15 protein-coding genes and 1 tRNA gene are annotated in these 18,995 nt (G+C 69.2%); 12 read left to right on the forward strand and 4 right to left on the reverse strand.

The window, feature by feature from the left end; genetic code table 11:
- Positions 1 to 10 precede the first annotated feature (10 nt).
- Both QR78_RS08790 and glnA read left to right on the forward strand, forming a co-directional pair.
- The gene (locus QR78_RS08790) at positions 11 to 349 is read left to right on the forward strand and encodes a P-II family nitrogen regulator (RefSeq protein ID WP_048427121.1); all 339 of its coding nucleotides are present in this window, start codon (positions 11 to 13) and stop codon (positions 347 to 349) included.
- A 104-nt stretch (positions 350 to 453) separates the two neighbouring features.
- Positions 454 to 1,866 (forward strand): type I glutamate--ammonia ligase, encoded by a 1,413-nt coding sequence (glnA, locus tag QR78_RS08795; RefSeq protein WP_048427122.1) that lies wholly within the window; start codon positions 454 to 456, stop codon positions 1,864 to 1,866.
- Positions 1,867 to 2,076: 210 nt separating this feature from the next.
- On the opposite strand, the gene QR78_RS08800 is transcribed toward glnA, so the two are convergent.
- Positions 2,077 to 3,600 (reverse strand): FAD-binding oxidoreductase, encoded by a 1,524-nt coding sequence (locus tag QR78_RS08800; protein ID WP_082171894.1) that lies wholly within the window; start codon positions 3,598 to 3,600, stop codon positions 2,077 to 2,079.
- Between the two features lie 456 nt (positions 3,601 to 4,056).
- On the opposite strand from QR78_RS08800, the gene rnr reads away from it, so the two are divergent.
- From rnr to rpmG, 5 genes are all read left to right on the forward strand, one after another.
- Positions 4,057 to 6,312, forward strand: coding sequence for a ribonuclease R (rnr, locus tag QR78_RS08805; RefSeq protein ID WP_082171896.1), 2,256 nt, complete (start codon positions 4,057 to 4,059; stop codon positions 6,310 to 6,312).
- A gap of 95 nt (positions 6,313 to 6,407) precedes the next feature.
- Complete coding sequence (locus QR78_RS08810; RefSeq protein ID WP_048427144.1) at positions 6,408 to 6,848, forward strand: DUF983 domain-containing protein; 441 nt, start codon at positions 6,408 to 6,410, stop codon at positions 6,846 to 6,848.
- Entirely contained in the window at positions 6,802 to 7,542 is a 741-nt protein-coding gene (locus tag QR78_RS08815) for an NUDIX hydrolase (RefSeq protein ID WP_048427124.1), read from the forward strand. Before QR78_RS08810 ends, QR78_RS08815 begins: the two co-directional genes overlap by 47 nt.
- 72 nt (positions 7,543 to 7,614) lie before the next feature.
- Complete coding sequence (locus tag QR78_RS08820; RefSeq protein ID WP_048427125.1) at positions 7,615 to 8,784, forward strand: MFS transporter; 1,170 nt, start codon at positions 7,615 to 7,617, stop codon at positions 8,782 to 8,784.
- Between the two features lie 147 nt (positions 8,785 to 8,931).
- Positions 8,932 to 9,099 (forward strand): 50S ribosomal protein L33, encoded by a 168-nt coding sequence (rpmG, locus tag QR78_RS08825; protein ID WP_048427126.1) that lies wholly within the window; start codon positions 8,932 to 8,934, stop codon positions 9,097 to 9,099.
- Positions 9,100 to 9,185: 86 nt separating this feature from the next.
- Here the strand turns inward: rpmG and QR78_RS08830 are convergent, their stop codons facing one another.
- Both QR78_RS08830 and QR78_RS08835 read right to left on the reverse strand, forming a co-directional pair.
- Positions 9,186 to 9,731, reverse strand: coding sequence for a hypothetical protein (locus tag QR78_RS08830; protein ID WP_244276473.1), 546 nt, complete (start codon positions 9,729 to 9,731; stop codon positions 9,186 to 9,188).
- A 165-nt stretch (positions 9,732 to 9,896) separates the two neighbouring features.
- On the reverse strand, positions 9,897 to 11,327 hold the full coding sequence (locus QR78_RS08835; protein WP_048427127.1) for a multicopper oxidase family protein: 1,431 nt from the start codon (positions 11,325 to 11,327) through the stop codon (positions 9,897 to 9,899).
- Positions 11,328 to 11,509: 182 nt separating this feature from the next.
- Here QR78_RS08835 and QR78_RS08840 point away from each other — a divergent pair.
- The 5 genes from QR78_RS08840 (at position 11,510) to lon (ending at position 18,160) form a co-directional block, all read left to right on the forward strand.
- Positions 11,510 to 11,594, forward strand: a tRNA-Leu gene (locus QR78_RS08840).
- Between the two features lie 141 nt (positions 11,595 to 11,735).
- Positions 11,736 to 13,157, forward strand: a complete 1,422-nt coding sequence (gene tig / locus QR78_RS08845; RefSeq protein WP_048427146.1) for a trigger factor — start codon at positions 11,736 to 11,738, stop codon at positions 13,155 to 13,157.
- A gap of 112 nt (positions 13,158 to 13,269) precedes the next feature.
- Positions 13,270 to 13,899 carry an ATP-dependent Clp protease proteolytic subunit gene (locus QR78_RS08850; RefSeq protein WP_048427128.1) on the forward strand — a complete coding sequence of 210 codons (630 nt, stop codon included), beginning with the start codon at positions 13,270 to 13,272 and terminating at the stop codon, positions 13,897 to 13,899.
- Positions 13,900 to 14,192: 293 nt separating this feature from the next.
- Positions 14,193 to 15,464 carry an ATP-dependent Clp protease ATP-binding subunit ClpX gene (gene clpX, locus QR78_RS08855; protein ID WP_048427129.1) on the forward strand — a complete coding sequence of 424 codons (1,272 nt, stop codon included), beginning with the start codon at positions 14,193 to 14,195 and terminating at the stop codon, positions 15,462 to 15,464.
- Between the two features lie 272 nt (positions 15,465 to 15,736).
- Positions 15,737 to 18,160, forward strand: coding sequence for an endopeptidase La (gene lon, locus QR78_RS08860; protein WP_048427130.1), 2,424 nt, complete (start codon positions 15,737 to 15,739; stop codon positions 18,158 to 18,160).
- Between the two features lie 106 nt (positions 18,161 to 18,266).
- On the opposite strand, the gene QR78_RS08865 is transcribed toward lon, so the two are convergent.
- Positions 18,267 to 18,671 (reverse strand): Ros/MucR family transcriptional regulator, encoded by a 405-nt coding sequence (locus QR78_RS08865; RefSeq protein ID WP_048427131.1) that lies wholly within the window; start codon positions 18,669 to 18,671, stop codon positions 18,267 to 18,269.
- Between the last annotated feature and the right edge of the window lie 324 nt (positions 18,672 to 18,995).

The raw sequence follows: 18,995 nt of genomic DNA on the forward strand, positions 1-18,995 counted from the left end.
CCCGCCCGGCATGAAGAAGATCGAAGCGATCATCAAGCCCTTCAAGCTCGACGAGGTGAAGGAGGCCCTGCAGGAGGTCGGCCTTCAGGGCATCACGGTGATCGAGGCCAAGGGCTTCGGCCGCCAGAAGGGCCACACGGAACTCTATCGGGGTGCCGAGTACGTGGTCGACTTCCTGCCCAAGGTGAAGCTCGAGATCGTGCTGCCCGACACGCTGGTGGACGGCGCCGTCGAGGCGATCCGCAAATCCGCCCAGACCGGCCGGATCGGCGACGGCAAGATCTTCGTCTCCTCGATCGAGGAAGCCATCCGCATCCGCACGGGCGAGACCGGCTCGGACGCGATCTGACGGGCCTCCCGCCCTCGTCTGCGACGACGAAAACCGCGGCCTGACGTCCAGGACCGCGGCTTTGTGGCGGCTCTGCCGCCGCTCTAGGAAGGGGTCAAACGAGAATGTCTAAGACCGCGACGGACGTCCTCAAGGAAATCAAGGAAAACGACGTCAAGTACGTCGATTTCCGCTTCACCGATCCGCGGGGCAAGTGGCAGCACGTCACCTTCGACGTGTCGCTGGTCGACGAGGACATCTTCGCCGAGGGCACGATGTTCGACGGCTCGTCGATTGCCGGCTGGAAGGCGATCAACGAATCCGACATGCTGCTGATGCCGGACCCGGCGACGGCCTGCATGGATCCGTTCTTCTCGGCCTCGACCATGTCGATCGTCTGCGACGTGCTCGAGCCGATGACCGGCGAGCCCTACGGCCGCGATCCGCGCGGCATCGCCAAGAAGGCCGAGGCCTTCGTCAAGGCCAGCGGCATCGGCGACACCATCTTCGTCGGCCCCGAGGCCGAGTTCTTCGTCTTCGACGACGTGCGGTTCTCCGCCGACCCCTACAACACCGGCTTCAAGCTGGATTCGGTCGAGCTGCCGATCAACGGCCAGACCGAGTACGAGGGCGGCAACCTCGGCCACCGCGTGCAGATCAAGGGCGGCTACTTCCCGGTTCCGCCGCAGGATTCGGCCCAGGACATGCGCGGCGAGATGCTGGCCGCCATGCAGTCGATGGGCGTGAAGGTCGAGAAGCACCATCACGAGGTCGCCTCGGCCCAGCACGAGCTGGGCATGAAGTTCGACACGCTCACCCTGATGGGTGACCAGATGCAGATCTACAAGTACTGCATCCACAACGTCGCCCAGAGCTACGGCAAGACCGCGACCTTCATGCCGAAGCCGGTCTACGGCGACAACGGCTCGGGCATGCACGTCCACCAGTCGATCTGGAAGGATGGCAAGCCGGTCTTCGCCGGCAACAAGTATGCCGACCTGTCCCAGGAGTGCCTCTGGTACATCGGCGGCATCATCAAGCACGCCAAGGCGCTCAACGCCTTCACCAACCCGTCGACCAACTCCTACAAGCGCCTGGTCCCGGGCTACGAAGCCCCGGTGCTGCTGGCCTACTCGGCCCGCAACCGCTCGGCGTCGTGCCGGATTCCGTGGACGACCTCGCCGAAGGCCAAGCGCGTCGAGGTCCGCTTCCCCGACCCGATGGCGAACCCCTACCTCGCCTTCGCGGCCATGCTGATGGCCGGCATCGACGGCATCAACAACAAGATCGATCCCGGTCCGGCCATGGACAAGGACCTCTACGATCTGCCCCCGGCGGAGCTCAAGGAGATCCCGACCGTGTGCGGCTCGCTCCGTGAGGCGCTCAACAGCCTCGACGCCGACCGCGAGTTCCTCAAGGCCGGCGGCGTGTTCAGCGACGACTTCATCGACTCGTTCATCGAACTGAAGATGACCGAGGTGATGCGCTACGAGATGACCCCGCACCCGATCGAGTTCGTGAACTACTACTCGCTGTAAGCCGTCACCGGCTACCAGACCGAGGGACGAGGGGGCCGGAGCGATCCGGCCCCTTTCTCTTTGGGACGCTGCCGGGTGGGGTGCGTTACGGACAATCGCAGAGCTGCGGGTCCCGCTCCTCTCCCCGCCCGCGGGGAGAGGGGGAAGTCCCACGCTTTTCGTTTCCCCAGACAGGCCGGTATCGCCCGCCACAAAGGCAGAGCCGTCAAGTCACGCTGGCGGCGCGAGCGGGATGCTCTGCGGGAACCTGAACACGTTGTCCGGGTCGTAGCGGCGCTTCACCTCGCAGAGCTTGCCGACATTCTCGCCGTAATAGGCCTTGAGCCAGTTCGGCAGGTCGCGGCTCGGGAAGTTGACGTAGGATTGCGGCTTCACGTAGCGCTGCATCGCCGCGAAGTATTCGGTGAGCCAGGCCTGCTGGCGTTTCACGGTGTCGGGCGTGTCGAGCGGGCTCCAGGACGCCTCCATCTCGACGATGAAGTCGGAATCGCGGTGGACATAGGCCGTGTCGGTGGGCCGCACGGCCTTCACCTGGCCGCCGGCCGCGAACAGGATGCCCATGTTGTCCTGGCGCAGCGAGCCGCCGGGCCATTTCTCCATCCAGCCGATCATGGTCTCGATGGCCTCGCCGCCGAGGGCGCCGGCGACGTAGCTCGAGCGGATGTCGTAGACGCCGATCGGGTCGTCGGTGACGAGGTAGTCGCGGGCGCTCCAGTAGTTCATCGCGTTGATCTCCGCGACGATCGGCCGGGCGCGGGAGAGCGGGCGGTCGAGCAGGGCCCGCAACTGGTCGGGCGAGCCGAAGAACTGGCCGAGGGTCTGCACCCGCAGGTCGCCGCGCGTGACCGGGCCGGCGGCGCCGGGCGCGAGCTTGCTGCGGGTCGAAATCAGGCCCGGATTCCTGAGCTGGATGTCCTGAAGGTCCAGCATCAGCTCGACCTGGTGGCGGGCCGGCCAGACGATGTTGAACACCGTGACGTCGTTGACCGGGTGCGGCTCGAAGGTGAAGGCGGTGTGGACCGCGAAGTTGCCGCCGCCGCCGCCGCGGGCGGCCCAGAACAGCGCCTCCTCGTCGCGGGCGGTGGCGCGGCGCAGCGTCCCGTCCGCCGTCACCGCGTCGGTCGCCCGCAAGGCGTCGCAGGTCAGGCCGTTGCGCGTCGCCGAGAAGCCCCAGCCGCCGCCGAGGGTGAGCCCGCTGATGCCGACCGTCGGGCAGCGGCCGGAGGGAATCGCCAGGCCGGTGGCCCGGAAAGCGTCGGCCATGTCCTGGTTGCTGGCCCCGGCCCCGACCGTCACGAGGCCGCTCTTTTGGTCGAACGTGATGGCGCTCATCGGCTTCACGTCGATGAGGAGGCCGGTCGTCGTCGAGAAGCCCGCGTAATTGTGCCCGCCGCAGCGCACCGCGAAGGTCTGGCGCTCCTGGCGCGCCCAGGCGAGGCAGGTGCGCACGTCCCGGTCGTCGACGCAGAGGGCGATCGCCAGCGGCAGCACGTCGGCCCAGCGGCCGTTATTCGGCCAGGCGGCGACGAGGTAGCCTGGCTCGCCCGGGCGGATCAGGCGGCCCTTCAGGTCCCGCGCGAGGGCGTCGAGGCCCCGAGGCGCGGGGCCCTCGAGGGCGGCGGCCCCGGGGATCCGGCTGCCGAGGGCAGCGCCCGCCACCAATGCGCCGGACTGGAACAGCCGGCGTCGGCTCATGGCGGTGGAGGAGGCCCGCCCGGAGAGTCTGGTCTTCATCGTATTCTCGGTCGTGATTTCTTGTCGCGAATGTCAATCGATTCGCGGAGATCAATCTGAAAAACTTCCGATATCTTGGTCAATTGGGCGATCGTGGAAATCTCTTTTGCGCAAGGAAAAGCATATCAACGAATTGTTAACGACGATCTGAGCTTTCCGCTGATTCGGCCAATCGTCCGCCTCGTGCATCCCGCCATTCCCGTCCCCGCGGTCGCGGCGATCCGACGGGGGGACAGTCCCGACGGCGTCTCCCCGCGCCGTTGCCCCGCAGCCGCACTCAGCCCATATTTCGCGGGAGCGGCCGCGGCTCGCCCGCCGGGCACCTGAGCGCGTCACGCCGCCTGGATCGAGTTGTTGGCCAAGAGACTTCACCCCGAGGGACGTCCCCAGGCGGACGCGTCCCCGACGAGCAAGCCCGGCAAGGCCGCGCGTGCGCCGAAGCCGGTGCAGGGCCCCGTGCCGACCCGGGAGGCGGTCCTCGCCTTCATCGAGGGCTCGCCCCAGAAGGTCGGCAAGCGCGAGATCGCCCATGCCTTCGGCATCAAGGGCTCCGACAAGATCGAGCTGAAGCGCCTGCTCAAGGAGATGCAGGAGGAGGGCGCGATCGAGAAGGACCGCGCCGGCCTGCGCAAGGCCGGGCGCCTGCCCCCGGTCGTCGTCGCCGATATCGACAGCCGGCGCGACCGCGACGGCGAACTGGTGGCGCGGCCCTCGCAGTGGGACCCGGAGGCCGGGCCCGCGCCGCTCATCACCGTCTTGATGCCCCGCGGGCGCCGCGCCGACGGGCCGGCCCCGGGCACCGGCGACCGGGCGCTCCTCAAGGTCGAGCCGGACGGCGACACGCCCGGGCGCTACCTCGGCCGGGTCATCAAGGTGATCGGCCGCAACAAGGCCGAGACGCTCGGCGTGTTCCGCGCCCTTCCGGCCGGCGGCGGGCGCATCGTGCCCGTCGACAAGAAGGCGCAGGGGCGCGAGATCGCGGTGCCGCCGGGCGCCGAGGGCGAGGCGCTCGACGGCGACCTCGTCACCGTCGCGCTCGGTCGCGAGGACCGCTTCGGGCTGACGCAAGGCCGCGTGAAGGAGCGCCTCGGCAGTCTCGGCTCCGAAAAGGCGGTGAGCCTGATCGCCATCCACGCCCACGGCATCCCGCACGTCTTCCCGCGCGAGGTGCTGGCGGAGGCGGAGGCCGCCCGCGAGGTCGGGCTCGAGGGCCGCGAGGATTGGCGGGAGCTGCCCCTCGTCACCATCGACCCGCCGGACGCCAAGGACCACGACGACGCCGTGATGGCGGTCCCCGATCCCGATCCGGCCAATCCGGGCGGGTTCGTGATCACGGTCGCCATCGCGGACGTCGCGGCCTATGTCCGGCCCGGCTCCGCCCTCGACCGCGAGGCGCTGATCCGCGGCAACTCGGTCTACTTCCCCGATCGGGTGGTGCCGATGCTGCCCGAGCGGATCTCGAACGACCTCTGCTCCCTGCGGCCCGGCCAGGACCGTCCGGCGCTGGCCGTGCGGATGATCATCACGGCGGAGGGGCGAAAAGTTCGCCACAGCGTCCACCGGGTCATGATGCGCTCGCGCGCCAAGCTCGCCTACGCCCAGGCGCAGGCCGCGATCGACGGCCGGACGGACGAGGTGACGGCTCCGATCCTCGACGGGGTGCTGCGCCCGCTCTGGGCCGCCTACGACGCGCTGGCGGTTGCCCGCGACGCCCGCGGGCCCCTGGCGCTCGACCTGCCCGAGCGCAAGGTGATCCTCAATGCCGAGGGCGGGGTCGACCGGGTGATCGTGCCGGAGCGCCTCTCGGCGCACCGCCTGATCGAGGAGTTCATGATCCAGGCCAACGTCGCGGCGGCCGAGGTTCTGGAATCGGCGCGCCAGGCCCTGATCTACCGCGTCCACGAGGAGCCCTCGCTCGAGAAGATGCGGGCGCTCGGCGAGGTGATGGCCTCGATCGGCCTCAAGCTGCCGAAGGAGGCGAATCTCCGCCCGGCCCTGTTCAACCGCATCCTCGGCATGGTCGAGGGCAGCGAGCACCAGCTCTTCCTCAACGAGGTGGTTCTGCGCTCCCAGGCCCAGGCCGTCTACGCCGCCGAGAATGCCGGGCATTTCGGCCTGGCGCTCCGCCGCTACGCCCACTTCACCTCGCCGATCCGGCGCTACGCCGATCTCGTCGTCCACCGCGCCCTGATCCGGGCCCTGCGGCTCGGCGACGACGGCCTGCCGTCGGGCCTGGAGACCGGGGACCTCGCCGAGATCGGCCAGCAGATCTCGGCCGCCGAGCGCCGCGCCATGGCGGCGGAGCGCGAGACCATCGACCGCCTGATCGCCCACCATCTCGCCGACCGGGTCGGGGCGACCTTCGCGGGGCAGGTCTCGGGCGTCACCCGCTCCGGGCTCTTCATCAAGCTCGACGAGACCGGCGCCGACGGCTTCGTGCCGATCTCGACGCTGGGCGCGGAATACTTCCGCCACGAGGAAGGCCGCCACGCCCTCGTCGGCGAGCGCACCCGCCAGACCTTCCGCCTCGGCGACAAGGTCGAGGTGCAGCTGATGGAGGCCGCCCCGGTCGCCGGCGCCCTGCGCTTCGAGATCGCCGGCAGTGGTGGCCGCGCCGGAAGCCCGGCCCCGGCCCGCGGCGGCCCGCGCAAGGGCCGGCCGGCGCCGGACCGCCGCGAGAGCCTGACCAAGCGCCGCGGGAGACGCGCATGATCGAGATCCACGCCGGCCCCGCCGCCGAGCCCGTCGGCACCGGGCGACCGCCCGCGGTGGCGCAATCCTCGGAGCCGCCGTCCTGGGCGCTCGCGATGTGGCGCGGCTTTCGCAACCGCTGCCCGCATTGCGGCGAGGGGCGGCTGTTCCACCGCTTCCTCAAGGTGCGGGAGCGCTGCGAGGCCTGCGGGATGGAACTGCACCACCACCGGGCCGACGACCTGCCGCCCTACCTGGTGATCTTCGTCGTCGGGCATCTCGTGGGCTGGGCGATCCTTGAGACGGAGATGCGCTACGACGTGCCGCTCTGGTTCCAGATGACGCTCTGGCCGACGGTCGCCCTCGTCGCCTCGCTGCTTCTGCTGCAGCCGACCAAGGGGGCGGTGGTCGGGCTGCAATACGCCCTTGGCATGCACGGCTTTTCCGCGATACGCCGCGCCGGGGCCCGTCCGGTGGACGGGCCGGCCCGGAACGAGACGGAGACGCGCGATGGCGGCGGGACCGACGGACGACACATCGGCTCCGGCCGCGCCTGAGCGCAAGAAACGCCCGCTGCGGATCCGCAACGCCGCGACGCTGATCATCCTCGACCGGTCGGGCGACCGGCCGAAGGTGCTGATGGGCCGGCGCCATGCCGGCCACAAGTTCATGCCCGGCCTGTTCGTGTTCCCCGGCGGACGGATCGAGCTCGGCGACCGGTCGATGCCGGTCGCCGGCACCCTCAACGACCGCGCGGAAGCCGCGCTCGCCGAGCAGGTCCACCCGCCGCTGTTCCATCTCGGCCGGGTCCTGGCGCTGGCGGCGATCCGCGAGACCTACGAGGAGACCGGGCTGATGATCGGATCCCTCGATTACGGCCCGCCCGAGACGGCGCCGCCCGGCGCCTGGTCCGCCTTCCGGGAGGCCGGCGTGATGCCCGACCTCGAATTGCTGCAGTTCGTCGCCCGGGCGATCACCCCGCCCGCGCGCCCGAAGCGCTTCGACACCCGGTTCTTCGCCGTCGACCGCGAGGCGGTGGTGGCCGAGACCCCCGGCATCGTCGGCCCCGCTTCCGAGCTCACCGAACTCGCCTGGGTCGACCTGACCGAGGCGCGCCGGCTCGACCTGCCGCGCATCACCGGCATCGTCCTCGACGAGCTGGAGGCGAGGCTCGCGGCTGGCTTCTCGCCGATGCTGCCGGTGCCGTTCTTCCGCGACGTGGACGGCGAGCACACCCGCGAGGAACTGTAAGCGGACCTTCCGCCGGGTGGCCTTCGGGAGGCGGCTGGTCCATACGGGCCCGCCCTGTCGGCAACCCGCGTCATGACCAGCCTCAGCTCCGATTCCGAATTCGGCCCGGCGCGCCTCGCGGCCATCGCGGCGGCCATCGCCTGCGTGGCGGTGGTCGGCATCGGGCTCAGCCTGTCGATCCCGCTCCTGTCCCTGGAGATGGAGCGGATGGGCCTCTCCAACACCTGGATCGGCGTCAACACGGCGATCGCCGGGGTGGCGAGCATCGTCGTCCTGCCCTTCGTGCCGCGGGTGGCGGCGCGGGTCGGGGTGATGCCGCTCCTGCTCGGCGCCATCGCGGTCGCGGCCGTGGCGCTCCTCGGCTTCCGGGCGGTCCGCGACTTCGCCTGGTGGTTCCCGCTCCGCTTCGTGTTCTCGGCCGCGCTCGGCGTGCTGTTCGTGCTCTCCGAGTTCTGGATCAACCAGGCGGCGCCGCCGCGCCGGCGCGGGCTGGTGATGGGCGTCTACGCGACCGTGCTGGCGCTCGGCTTCGCCATCGGCCCGGCCCTGCTGCGCTTCCTCGGCACCGCCGGCTGGGCCCCCTACCTGGCGGGGGCGGCCCTGTTCTGCGCCGGAACGCTGCCCCTCTTCCTGGCTCGCGACCTGTCGCCGGAGATCCCGCACAAGGGCGGGCGGGGCTTCCTGGGCTACCTGCGGGTCGCGCCCTCGGCGACGCTCGCCGCCCTGGTCTACGGCGCAGTCGAGACCGGAGGCTTCGCGATCCTGCCGATCTACGGCCTGCGCCTCGGCCTCACGGCCGAGCAGGCGGCCGGGCTCGTCAGCGTCGCGGCGCTCGGCAACGTGCTGTTCCAGATCCCGGTCGGGCTGCTGGCCGACAAGGTGGACAAGCGCCGGCTCCTCCTCGCCGCCGCGTTCTTCGGCGCGCTCGGCGCCGCCGCGCTTCCGCTCGGCGCCGGCGACGGGCGGATCCTCGCCGTCATCCTGTTCGCCTGGGGCGGCATCGCCGGCACGCTCTACACCGTCGGGCTCGCCCATCTCGGCGCGCGGTTCGACGGCGCGGCGCTCGCGGGCGCCAACGCGGCCTTCCTGGTGCTCTACAACATCGGCCTGGTGCTCGGTCCCCCGATCGTCGGCGGCGGCATGGACCTCGCCTCGCCGCACGGCTTCGCCTGGGCGCTGGCGCTGCTCTTCGTGGCCTATCTGGCGGTGGTGGGCGGGCGGATGATCCGCGCCGCGCCCTGACCCCACCGGGCGCGGCCGACCGTCGCCCGGGCTTGACGCCCGGGGGGCGATGGGGCAGGAAGACGCCGCGTTCTGGCCGGGCCTGCCCGGCCGTTTTGCGTTTCGGTCCTCCGGGCGCAACACCCATCACTCACAAGAGGTCGCGCCATGGCCAAGGCCGTCACCATCAAGATCAAGCTGCTCTCGACCGCCGACACCGGCTATTTCTACGTCACCAAGAAGAACTCCCGTACCAAGACCGACAAGCTGTCGTTCAAGAAGTACGACCCGATCGCGCGCAAGCACGTCGAGTTCAAGGAGACCAAGATCAAGTAATTCTTGATCTTGCCGGTTTGGGCCGCCTCCGCGCGGCTTGAAAAAGGCCGCCCGCGAGGGCGGCCTTTTTCCGTTCGGGGCTCCGGTCAACCGAGCAGGAGCAACGTTCCCGGCAGGGCGACGAGGCCGGCGGCGCAGGCGTAGGCGAGCCACAGGCCCGGACGGCGGGCGGCGAGGCGGCGCAGGCGCTTGGCGGTCGGGCCGGCCTTGACGGTGCGCCCGTTCACGCAGGAGCAGAGCAGGTGGTGGGCCTCGCCGGTGCTCAGGCCGAAGAAGCGGCGCGCCTCCCCGAACGTGTCGTCGGCCAGCCCGTTCGCCCGCAGGATCGGATCGGCCGCGGCGAGGGCGAGCGGCGAATTGTCGGCCCGGATGCCCGCCCGCATTCCCCGCGGGACGAACTCGATCTCCTCCAGGGTGAGGAAGCTGCGCTCCGGCTCGCGGTCGAGGATCTCGGCGAAACGCTCGAGGCGCGCCCGGCGCCCTTCGAGGAGGGGTTCTCCAAGAAGGGGTTCTTCGAGAAGGGGCGGGACCGTCCCGATATCGGCGATGTCACGGATGTGGCGAAGCGGCTGATGTTCCATGCTGGGCACCTCGTCGATGCGCTGCAGGCCGGTGCGCACTGCTGCGACCAAGCATGCTCCCAGCATTCCGCCGATGCATTCACCGGCGTTAACACGTTCTCTCGATCGGAATACTGCCAAGTCTCAAGCAAAACCCGGCATTTCGGCCCGCATCAAGGACTTGGATGCGGGCCGGACGCTTGACGCGAACGGTCGTGCGACGGCCGGACGCAGGGGTCAGGTCACCTCGAACCAGCCCCACAGACCGGTATCGAACCGCTCGAGCGCCGTCGCGCTGACGAGCCACTTCCCCGGATTGTCGGCCAGGAAGGCGATTCGGGCGGTGCGACCCTCCAGCAGCTGGAACGTGTCGAGCCAGTAGGGCTCCCAACCGTCGTCGAGCGGGTGGAGCAGCCGGAAGACGTGGCCGTGCAGGTGCAGCGATTGCGGGAAGGCGGTGGTGTTGGTGAGCGCCAGCACCACCGCGGTGTTGCGCTTGACCGTGAACAGCGGCGGGTTCTCGGCCCGGCCGGCGGCGCCGTTGAGCGTCCAGATCCGCGTCGGGTCGCCGGTGAAGACCGGAGCGGCCTCGGGCTTGCCCTTGTCGAGGGTCGCCCCGCCGGCGATCGCGATGTCGCGCCGGACAGCGTTCTGGAGCTTGATCTCCGGCGGCAGCAGCTTGTTCTCGCCGATCGGCGCGACGGCCGGGCGCACCGCCACCGGCTCGCCCTTCGCGACGATGCGGGCGAGCGGCATCCCGGCGCCGATCAGCGCCACCACGGCACCGGCGGGCTCCGCAATGCCCGGCACGTCGAGCAGGATGTCGTAGCGGGTGCCGGGCGGGAAGGGCAGGGTGGCGCGCAGCGGCTCGAACGTGTCGGTCGGCTGGCCGTCCACCGCCGCCACCCAGGCCTTGAGCCCGTCGAATCGGATCCGGGTCGCCCGGGCGTTGCAGGCATTGGCGAGCCGCAGGCGCAGGCGCGTGCCCGGTGCCGCCTCGATCGTCTCCGGCGTCGGTCGACCGTTGATCGTCAGGGCGTTGCCGAGGCGGCCGGAGCTCGCCGCGAAGGCGGTCTGGCCGAACGGCGCGAGGGTGCCGTCGGCCTCCAGCCGCCAGTCCTGCAAGAGGAGCGGTACGTCGCGGTCGACGACCGGCGGCGTCTTCTCCTCGACCACCAGCATGCCGGCGAGCCCCCGGCCCGAGGGCTCGCTGGCTCCGCCGACCACGAGCGGCCGGATCAGGAAGGTCCCGCCATCCGGCGGGGTGAACTCGTAGAGGAAGCTCGCGCCCGGGGCGACCGGGGCCTGCGTCACCCCGCCGACCCCGTCCATGGCGTTGCGGTTGCGCACCCCATGCCAGTGCAGCGACAGCGGCTTCTCGGTCTTGTTCTCGAGGCGCAGGCGCACCGCCTCGCCGAGCTTGATCCGGATCACCGGGGGCGCGGCGCGGCCGTCGAAGGCCCAGACCGGCGTCTCGGGCGCGGGCTCCGGCTTGAGCCGGGCGCGAGCCGCCTGCGCCGCGAGGATCCGCGGCTCGGCGCCCGTGCCCGACGCGGCGGCAGGACCGGCCTGGGGGGTGCCGCCCTGCGCCCGGACGAGAGCGGGCGCGAAGGACAAGGCGGCGCCGGCAAGCAGCGCGCGGCGCGAGGGCGGCAGGGACGACGGCATGGCACCTCGCTTGCGGCGATGAGGGGAGCCGCCCGCGGGCGAGACGGCCCCGGTCGCGGCGAGCCGCCTTGTAGCCGGGGCGGCGGCGCGGGGCGAGGCCGGGCCTAAAATTCTTGCTGCGTGACCGATCCACCATGCTATAGAGCCGCGCCCGGGTGCGTACAGCGCCGGGCGCGAGCGTCGCGGGCGTGGCGGAATTGGTAGACGCGCTGGATTTAGGTTCCAGTGACGAGAGTCGTGGGGGTTCGAGCCCCTCCGCCCGCACCATCTCCGCCAGGCGACACGACGGATTGGGTTCAAGCAGCAGGGCCGGCTCCTTGTCCTGAGGGTCCCGTCGCACGGTGCAAGCCAGCGCCGTCCGGGTCCGCAGTCAGGCCGGATTCGAGAGCGCAAGGCGGAATGACGACGATGCAGGTGACCGAGACCAAGTCCGAGGGGCTCAAGCGCGAATTCCAGGTGGTCGTGCCGGCCGCCGAGCTGGAGACCCGGCTCGCGACCGAGCTCGACGGGATCAAGGGCAAGGTGCAGATCAAGGGCTTCCGCCCGGGCAAGGTGCCGGTCGCCCACCTGCGCAAGGTCTACGGCCGCTCCGTGATGGCCGACGTCGTGCAGAACGCCGTCAACGAGGCCAACCAGAAGATCGTCGAGGACAACAAGCTGAAGCTCGCCCTCGAGCCTCAGATCCAGATGCCCGAGGACAAGGACCAGATCGAGAAGGCGCTCGATGCCAAGGCCGATCTCGCCTTCACGATCGCCCTCGAGGTGATGCCGAGCTTCGACCTCGTCGATCTCTCGGATGTCAGCCTGACCAAGCAGGTCGTCACCCCCTCGGACGAGGAGGTCGCCGAGACCATCGAGCGCATGGCCTCGGCCAACCGCCCGTTCGAGGACCGGCCCGAGGGCCAGTACGCCGAGTCCGGCGACCGCCTCACCATCAACTTCACCGGCCGCATCGACGGCACCCCGTTCGAGGGCGGCACCGGCGAGGACATCAACCTCGACCTCGGCTCGAACACCTTCATCCCGGGCTTCGAGGACCAGCTCCTCGGCGTCCACGTCGGCGACGAGCGTCTCGTCAAGGTCACCTTCCCGGAGAGCTACGGCGCCGAGCACCTCGCCGGCAAGGAAGCCGAGTTCGACGTCGTCGTGAAGGCGATCAAGCTGCCGGGTGAGCTCAAGATCGACGACGAGCTCGCCAAGAACTTCGGCATGGACTCCCTCGACGCCCTCAAGGACGCCGTGCGGACCACCATGGGCCGCGAGTACGAGGCGGCCTCGCGCCAGAAGCTGAAGAAGGGCCTCCTCGACGCCCTCGACACCCGCTACTCGTTCGAGCTGCCCCCGAGCCTGGTCCACCAGGAGTTCGCGGCGGTGTGGGCCCAGGTCGAGCAGGACCTCAAGAACCGCGGCAAGACCTTCGAGGACGAGGACACCACGGAAGAGAAGGCCCGCGAGGAGTACCGCCGGATCGCCGAGCGTCGCGTGCGCCTCGGCCTGGTGCTTGCGCAGGCCGGCGAGAGCGCCGATATCAAGGTCTCGGACGACGAGGTGAATCAGGCCCTGATCGCCCGCGTCCGTCAGTTCCCCGGCCAGGAGCAGCAGGTCTGGGATTTCTACCGCAAGACCCCGCAGGCGCTCGCCGAGCTGCGCGCCCCGCTGTTCGAGGAGAAGGTGGTTGACCACGTCCTCGGCCAGGTGAAACTGGTCGAGGAGCCCGTCTCCAAGGAGGCGCTGTTCGCCGACGAGGACGACGCCGAGGAGGCCGAGGCCGCCAAGGCCAAGGGTGATTCGGCCGAGGCCGCTCCCGCGGGTGAGTCCAACCCGGCCTGATCCCGGTCGGCCCCCTCGAACGGGCGGCGGACGGGGGCCTGCGAGGTCGTACGTTTCCGCCGCTACCCCGGCCGCCCGCAGGCGGCCGGGTTCCGTTCAGAGGGCCAGTGAGATGAGAGATCCGGTCGATTATTACAACAGCGCGCTCGTCCCGATGGTGGTCGAGCAGTCGAGCCGCGGCGAGCGCGCCTTCGACATCTATTCGCGCCTGCTGCGCGAGCGCATCATCTTCCTGACCGGTCCGGTCGAGGACTATTCTGCGTCGCTGATCGTGGCGCAGCTGCTGTTCCTCGAGGCGGAGAACCCGAAGAAGGAAATCTCCTTCTACATCAATTCGCCGGGCGGCGTGGTCACCTCCGGCCTGTCGATCTACGACACGATGCAGTTCATCCGTTGCCCGGTCGCCACGCTCTGCGTCGGCCAGGCCGCCTCGATGGGCTCGCTGCTGCTCGCCGCCGGCGAGGCCGGCCACCGCTTCGCCCTGCCGAACGCCCGGATCATGGTGCACCAGCCCTCCGGCGGCTTCCAGGGCCAGGCCACCGACATCCTGATCCATGCCCGCGAGATCGAGGCCCTGAAGCGGCGCCTCAACGAGATCTACGTGAAGCATACCGGCCGCGAGTACGAGGCCATCGAGCAGGGCCTGGAGCGCGACAACTTCATGACCGCCGACGCCGCCAAGGAGTGGGGCCTCATCGACGAGGTGCTCCAGAAGCGTGCCGAGGCTCCGGCCCAGGCCTAACGAAGCCTCGTGGCGGCAGGCCCCGTCGTCTCCGAGGGTATCCTCGGTCGGTGGGGCCTGCCCCGAAAGGACGGGGCCATCCGCGATGTCGGGCCCGGCGATGCGGCCATTTGGCGGGAGCCTGTCGCATTGGTGGGATTGATCCCGTGGTGGCTGCGTGTTTGCATCGCGATTCTGCACCGGGCGCCCGGCGGCGCGGGAGGCGGTGACTGTTTCTTTAGCCGGGCGCCACTATCTAAAAGCGATGCGGTCGCGTCCCCGGGGCGGGGCCGGTCGGGGACTTGGAGACCCATATGAGCAAGGCTGGCGGCAACGACTCGAAGAGCACGCTGTACTGCTCGTTCTGCGGCAAGAGCCAGCACGAGGTTCGCAAGCTGATCGCGGGCCCGACCGTCTTCATCTGCGATGAGTGCGTCGAGCTGTGCATGGACATCATTCGCGAGGAGTCGAAGTCCTCGCTGGTGAAGTCGCGGGACGGCGTACCGACCCCGAAGGAGATTCGGCGGGTCCTGGATGACTACGTCATCGGGCAGGACTTTGCCAAGAAGGTCCTGTCGGTCGCGGTGCACAACCATTACAAGCGCCTGGCGCACGCGACCAAGCACAACGACGTCGAGCTGGCGAAGTCCAACATCCTGCTGATCGGCCCGACCGGGTCGGGCAAGACCCTGTTGGCCCAGACCCTGGCCCGCATCCTCGACGTGCCGTTCACGATGGCCGACGCGACGACGCTGACCGAGGCCGGCTACGTCGGCGAGGACGTCGAGAACATCATCCTCAAGCTGCTCCAGGCCTCCGACTACAACGTCGAGCGGGCGCAGCGCGGCATCGTCTACATCGACGAGATCGACAAGATCTCCCGCAAGTCGGACAACCCGTCGATCACCCGCGACGTGTCGGGCGAGGGCGTCCAGCAGGCCCTCCTGAAGATCATGGAGGGCACGGTCGCCAGCGTTCCGCCGCAGGGCGGCCGCAAGCACCCGCAGCAGGAATTCCTCCAGGTCGACACGACCAACATCCTGTTCATCTGCGGCGGCGCCTTCGCGGGGCTGGAGCGGATCATCTCGGCCCGCGGCAAGGGCACCTCGATCGGCTTCGGCGCCACCGTCCAGGCTCCGGACGACCGCCGCACCGGCGAGATCTTCCGCAACGTCGAGCCCGAGGACCTGCTGAAGTTCGGCCTGATCCCGGAATTCGTCGGCCGCCTGCCCGTGCTGGCGACCCTCGAGGACCTCGACGAGACCGCCCTGAAGCGGATCCTGCAGGAGCCGAAGAACGCGCTGGTCAAGCAGTACCAGCGCCTGTTCGAGATGGAGAACGTCGACCTGACGTTCCAGGAGGAGGCGCTGAGCCTCGTCGCCCGCAAGGCGATCGAGCGCAAGACCGGCGCCCGCGGCCTGCGCTCGATCCTGGAGAGCATCCTGCTCGAGACGATGTACGACCTGCCCGGCCTCGATTCGGTCGAGCAGGTGGTGATCGGGCCGGAGGTCGTCGACGGCAAGTCGCGGCCGCTCTACATCCACGGCGACCGCGGCAAGGAGACGCCGGCCAGCGCCAGCGCCTGACGCCGACGACGAGAGGCCGCCGCGAAAACGGCGGCCTCTTGCGTGAGAGGTACCCGCCTGCGGCCGGGTGGCATGGTGCTTGAAAGCGGCACCCCGAGGAGCCACCTGAGACTCAACGCGGCGGCCGCATGCTCACCGAAACGAGGTGCGGTGCCGCGACCCGGCCGCTCTCCTCGTTCCGACCCCCGCGGCCCGGTCGGCCCCCATCGTTCCTCCTGCTTGTCCCCTGTGAGGGGAGGGATCTGGGCGTCACCACACAAGGAAGTCAGTCAATGACCCAGCCGAAATCGCGCCAGCCCGTCATCCCCGGCACGAGCGGGACCTACGCGGTCCTGCCGCTGCGCGACATCGTGGTCTTCCCGCACATGATCGTGCCGCTCTTCGTCGGGCGGGAGAAGTCGATCCGGGCGCTTGAGGAGGCGGTCCGCACCGACCGGCACATCCTGCTCGCGACCCAGGTCAACGCCACCGACGACGACCCGGCGACCGACGCGATCTACACCATCGGCACGCTCGCCAGCGTGCTGCAGCTGCTCAAGCTCCCCGACGGCACCGTGAAGGTGCTGGTAGAGGGGGGCGGCCGCGCCAAGATCCAGGACTTCGTTCGCTCCGACGAGTACTACGCCGCCGAGGCCGAGGTGCTGCCGAACGATCTCGGCGACAAGATCGAGGCCGAGGCGCTCGCCCGGTCGGTGATCTCGGAGTTCGAGAACTACGTCAAGCTGAACAAGAAGATCTCGCCCGAGGTGGTCTCGGCGGTGATCCAGATCGACGAGCCCTCGAAGCTCGCCGACACCGTCGCCTCGCACCTCGCCGTCAAGATCTCCGACAAGCAGGCGATCCTCGAGATCCCGACCGTCGCCCAAAGGCTGGAGCGCGTGCTCTCGCTCATGGAGAGCGAGATCTCGGTGCTGCAGGTCGAGAAGCGCATCCGCACCCGCGTCAAGCGGCAGATGGAGAAGACCCAGCGCGAGTACTACCTGAATGAGCAGATGAAGGCCATTCAGAAGGAGCTCGGTGACGAGGACGGCCGCGACGAACTGGCCGAGCTCGAAGACAAGATCGAGAAGACCAAGCTCTCCAAGGAGGCGCGGGACAAGGCTCTGGCCGAGCTGAAGAAGCTGCGCCAGATGTCGCCGATGTCCGCCGAGGCGACGGTCGTGCGCAACTACCTCGATTGGATGCTCGGCATCCCGTGGGGCAAGCGCTCGAAGATCAAGAAGGACCTGCCCGGCGCGCAGGCGATGCTCGATTCCGACCATTTCGGCCTCGACAAGGTCAAGGAGCGGATCGTCGAGTACCTGGCGGTACAGCAGCGTGCCAACCGGCTCGCCGGCCCGATCCTGTGCCTCGTCGGCCCCCCCGGCGTCGGCAAGACCTCGCTCGGCAAGTCGATCGCCAAGGCCACGGGGCGCGAATTCGTCCGCATGTCGCTCGGCGGCGTGCGCGACGAGGCCGAGATCCGCGGTCACCGCCGGACCTATATCGGCTCGATGCCCGGCAAGATCGTGCAGTCGATGCGCAAGGCCAAGACCTCGAACCCGCTCATCCTGCTCGACGAGATCGACAAGATGGGCATGGATTTCCGCGGCGACCCGTCCGCGGCGCTCCTCGAGGTGCTTGATCCGGAACAGAACGCGACCTTCAACGACCACTACCTCGAGGTCGATTACGACCTGTCGAGCGTGATGTTCGTGACGACGGCCAACACCCTCAACATCCCGCCGGCCCTCCTGGACCGGATGGAGGTGATCCGCATCGCCGGCTACACCGAGGAGGAGAAGGTTGAGATCGCGCGCAAGCACCTGATGCCGGGCGCCCTGAAGAAGCACGGCCTCGATGCGAAGGAATGGTCGATCACCGATGACGGCCTGATGCTCCTGATCCGCCGCTACACCCGCGAGGCGGGCGTGCGGAACCTGGAGCGCGAGATCTCCAACCTGATCCGCAAGGCGGTGAAGGAGATCCTGATGTCCGGGGTGAAGAGCGTGACGGTCTCGGCCGACAACCTCGACACCTTCCTCGGGCCGGCGAAGTTCCGTTACGGCGAGGTCGAGGCGGACGATCAGGTCGGCGTGGTGACTGGCTTGGCCTGGACCGAGGTCGGGGGCGAACTGCTCACGATCGAAGGCGTCATGATGCCCGGCAAGGGCAAGATGACGGTCACCGGCAACCTGCGCGACGTGATGAAGGAGTCGATCTCGGCGGCGGCGTCCTATGTCCGCTCGCGGGCCCTCGATTTCGGCGTCGAGCCGCCGCTGTTCGAGCGCCGGGACATCCACGTCCACGTGCCGGAGGGGGCGACCCCGAAGGACGGGCCCTCGGCAGGCATCGCCATGGCGACGGCGATCGTTTCCGTCATCACCGGCATCCCGGTGCGTCGCGACATCGCCATGACCGGCGAGGTGACGTTGCGGGGGAGGGTGCTGCCGATCGGCGGCCTCAAGGAGAAGCTGCTGGCCGCGCTGCGCGGCGGGATCAAGATCGTGCTGATCCCCGAGGAAAACGCCAAGGATCTCGCCGAGATTCCCGACAGCGTGAAGAACGGGCTCGAGATCGTGCCCGTGGCGCGGATGGACCAGGTTCTGCAACGCGCGCTGATCCGGATGCCGGAGGCGATCGAGTGGGACGAGCCGCTGCCGAAGGCTGCGCCTGCCCGGACCGAAGACGATGCCTCGGGCGTACTGGCGCACTGACGACCGATCGTCGACCTGAGTGAAAAAAGGAGCCCCCGGACCGTCGGTCCGGGGGCTCCTGTCGTTCAGCGACTGCGTACGCTTCGAGAAGCGACGACTGCGGGCCTCAGGCGCCGCGGCGCCGTCCGAGGCCGCTGTTCTTCGCCAGCTCCGAGCGCTGGGCGGCGTAGTTGGCGGCGACCATCGGGTAGTCGTGCGGCAGGCCCCACTTGCGGCGGTACTCCTCGGGGGTGAGGCCGCGGGTGGAGAGGTGGCGCTTGAGCGACTTGTACTGCTTCCCGTCCTCGAGGCTGATCAGGTAGTCCGGGGTCACCGTCTTCTTGATCGGCATCAGCGGGGTCGGCTTCTCGGGCTCCGCCACCTCCGTGTCACCAAGCCGGCTCAGCGACTGGTGCACGGCGCTGATCAGGGCCGGCAGCTCTGCGATCGGCAGGGAGTTGTTGGACACGTAAGCCGACACGATGTCGGCTGCGCGTTCAACCAGGTTGGTTTCTTGGTCTTGGTCCAGCATTCAATCGACTCCGATGATTGAGTGAGTGCCCCATGCGTCCTGGCGCGCCGCAGGTCAACGTTTCATTTCGAGAATGCGGCAGAATCACGCCTTCGAAGCCTCATTGTGCACGGCCGACGGCTACCAACCGGCTCGGATCGTGAACGATTACCTGTCATGCGCCCGAGTAATACAGCTGTTGTGGGGTCGAGCGGTTCGGGACCTTGGAGCGACCGACACAGCCGGGAAGCGGCATGGTTGCCGGACCGGCCGAGCAAGAACCGTGGAAGCCTAGAAGGGGAGGGGGCGTCGTAGGAGTTTCACAAACCGGTTGACGGGCCGAAT

The sequence above is a fragment of the Methylobacterium indicum genome (genome assembly GCF_001043895.1).
In the GTDB taxonomy this organism is placed as follows: Bacteria; Pseudomonadota; Alphaproteobacteria; order Rhizobiales; family Beijerinckiaceae; genus Methylobacterium; species Methylobacterium indicum.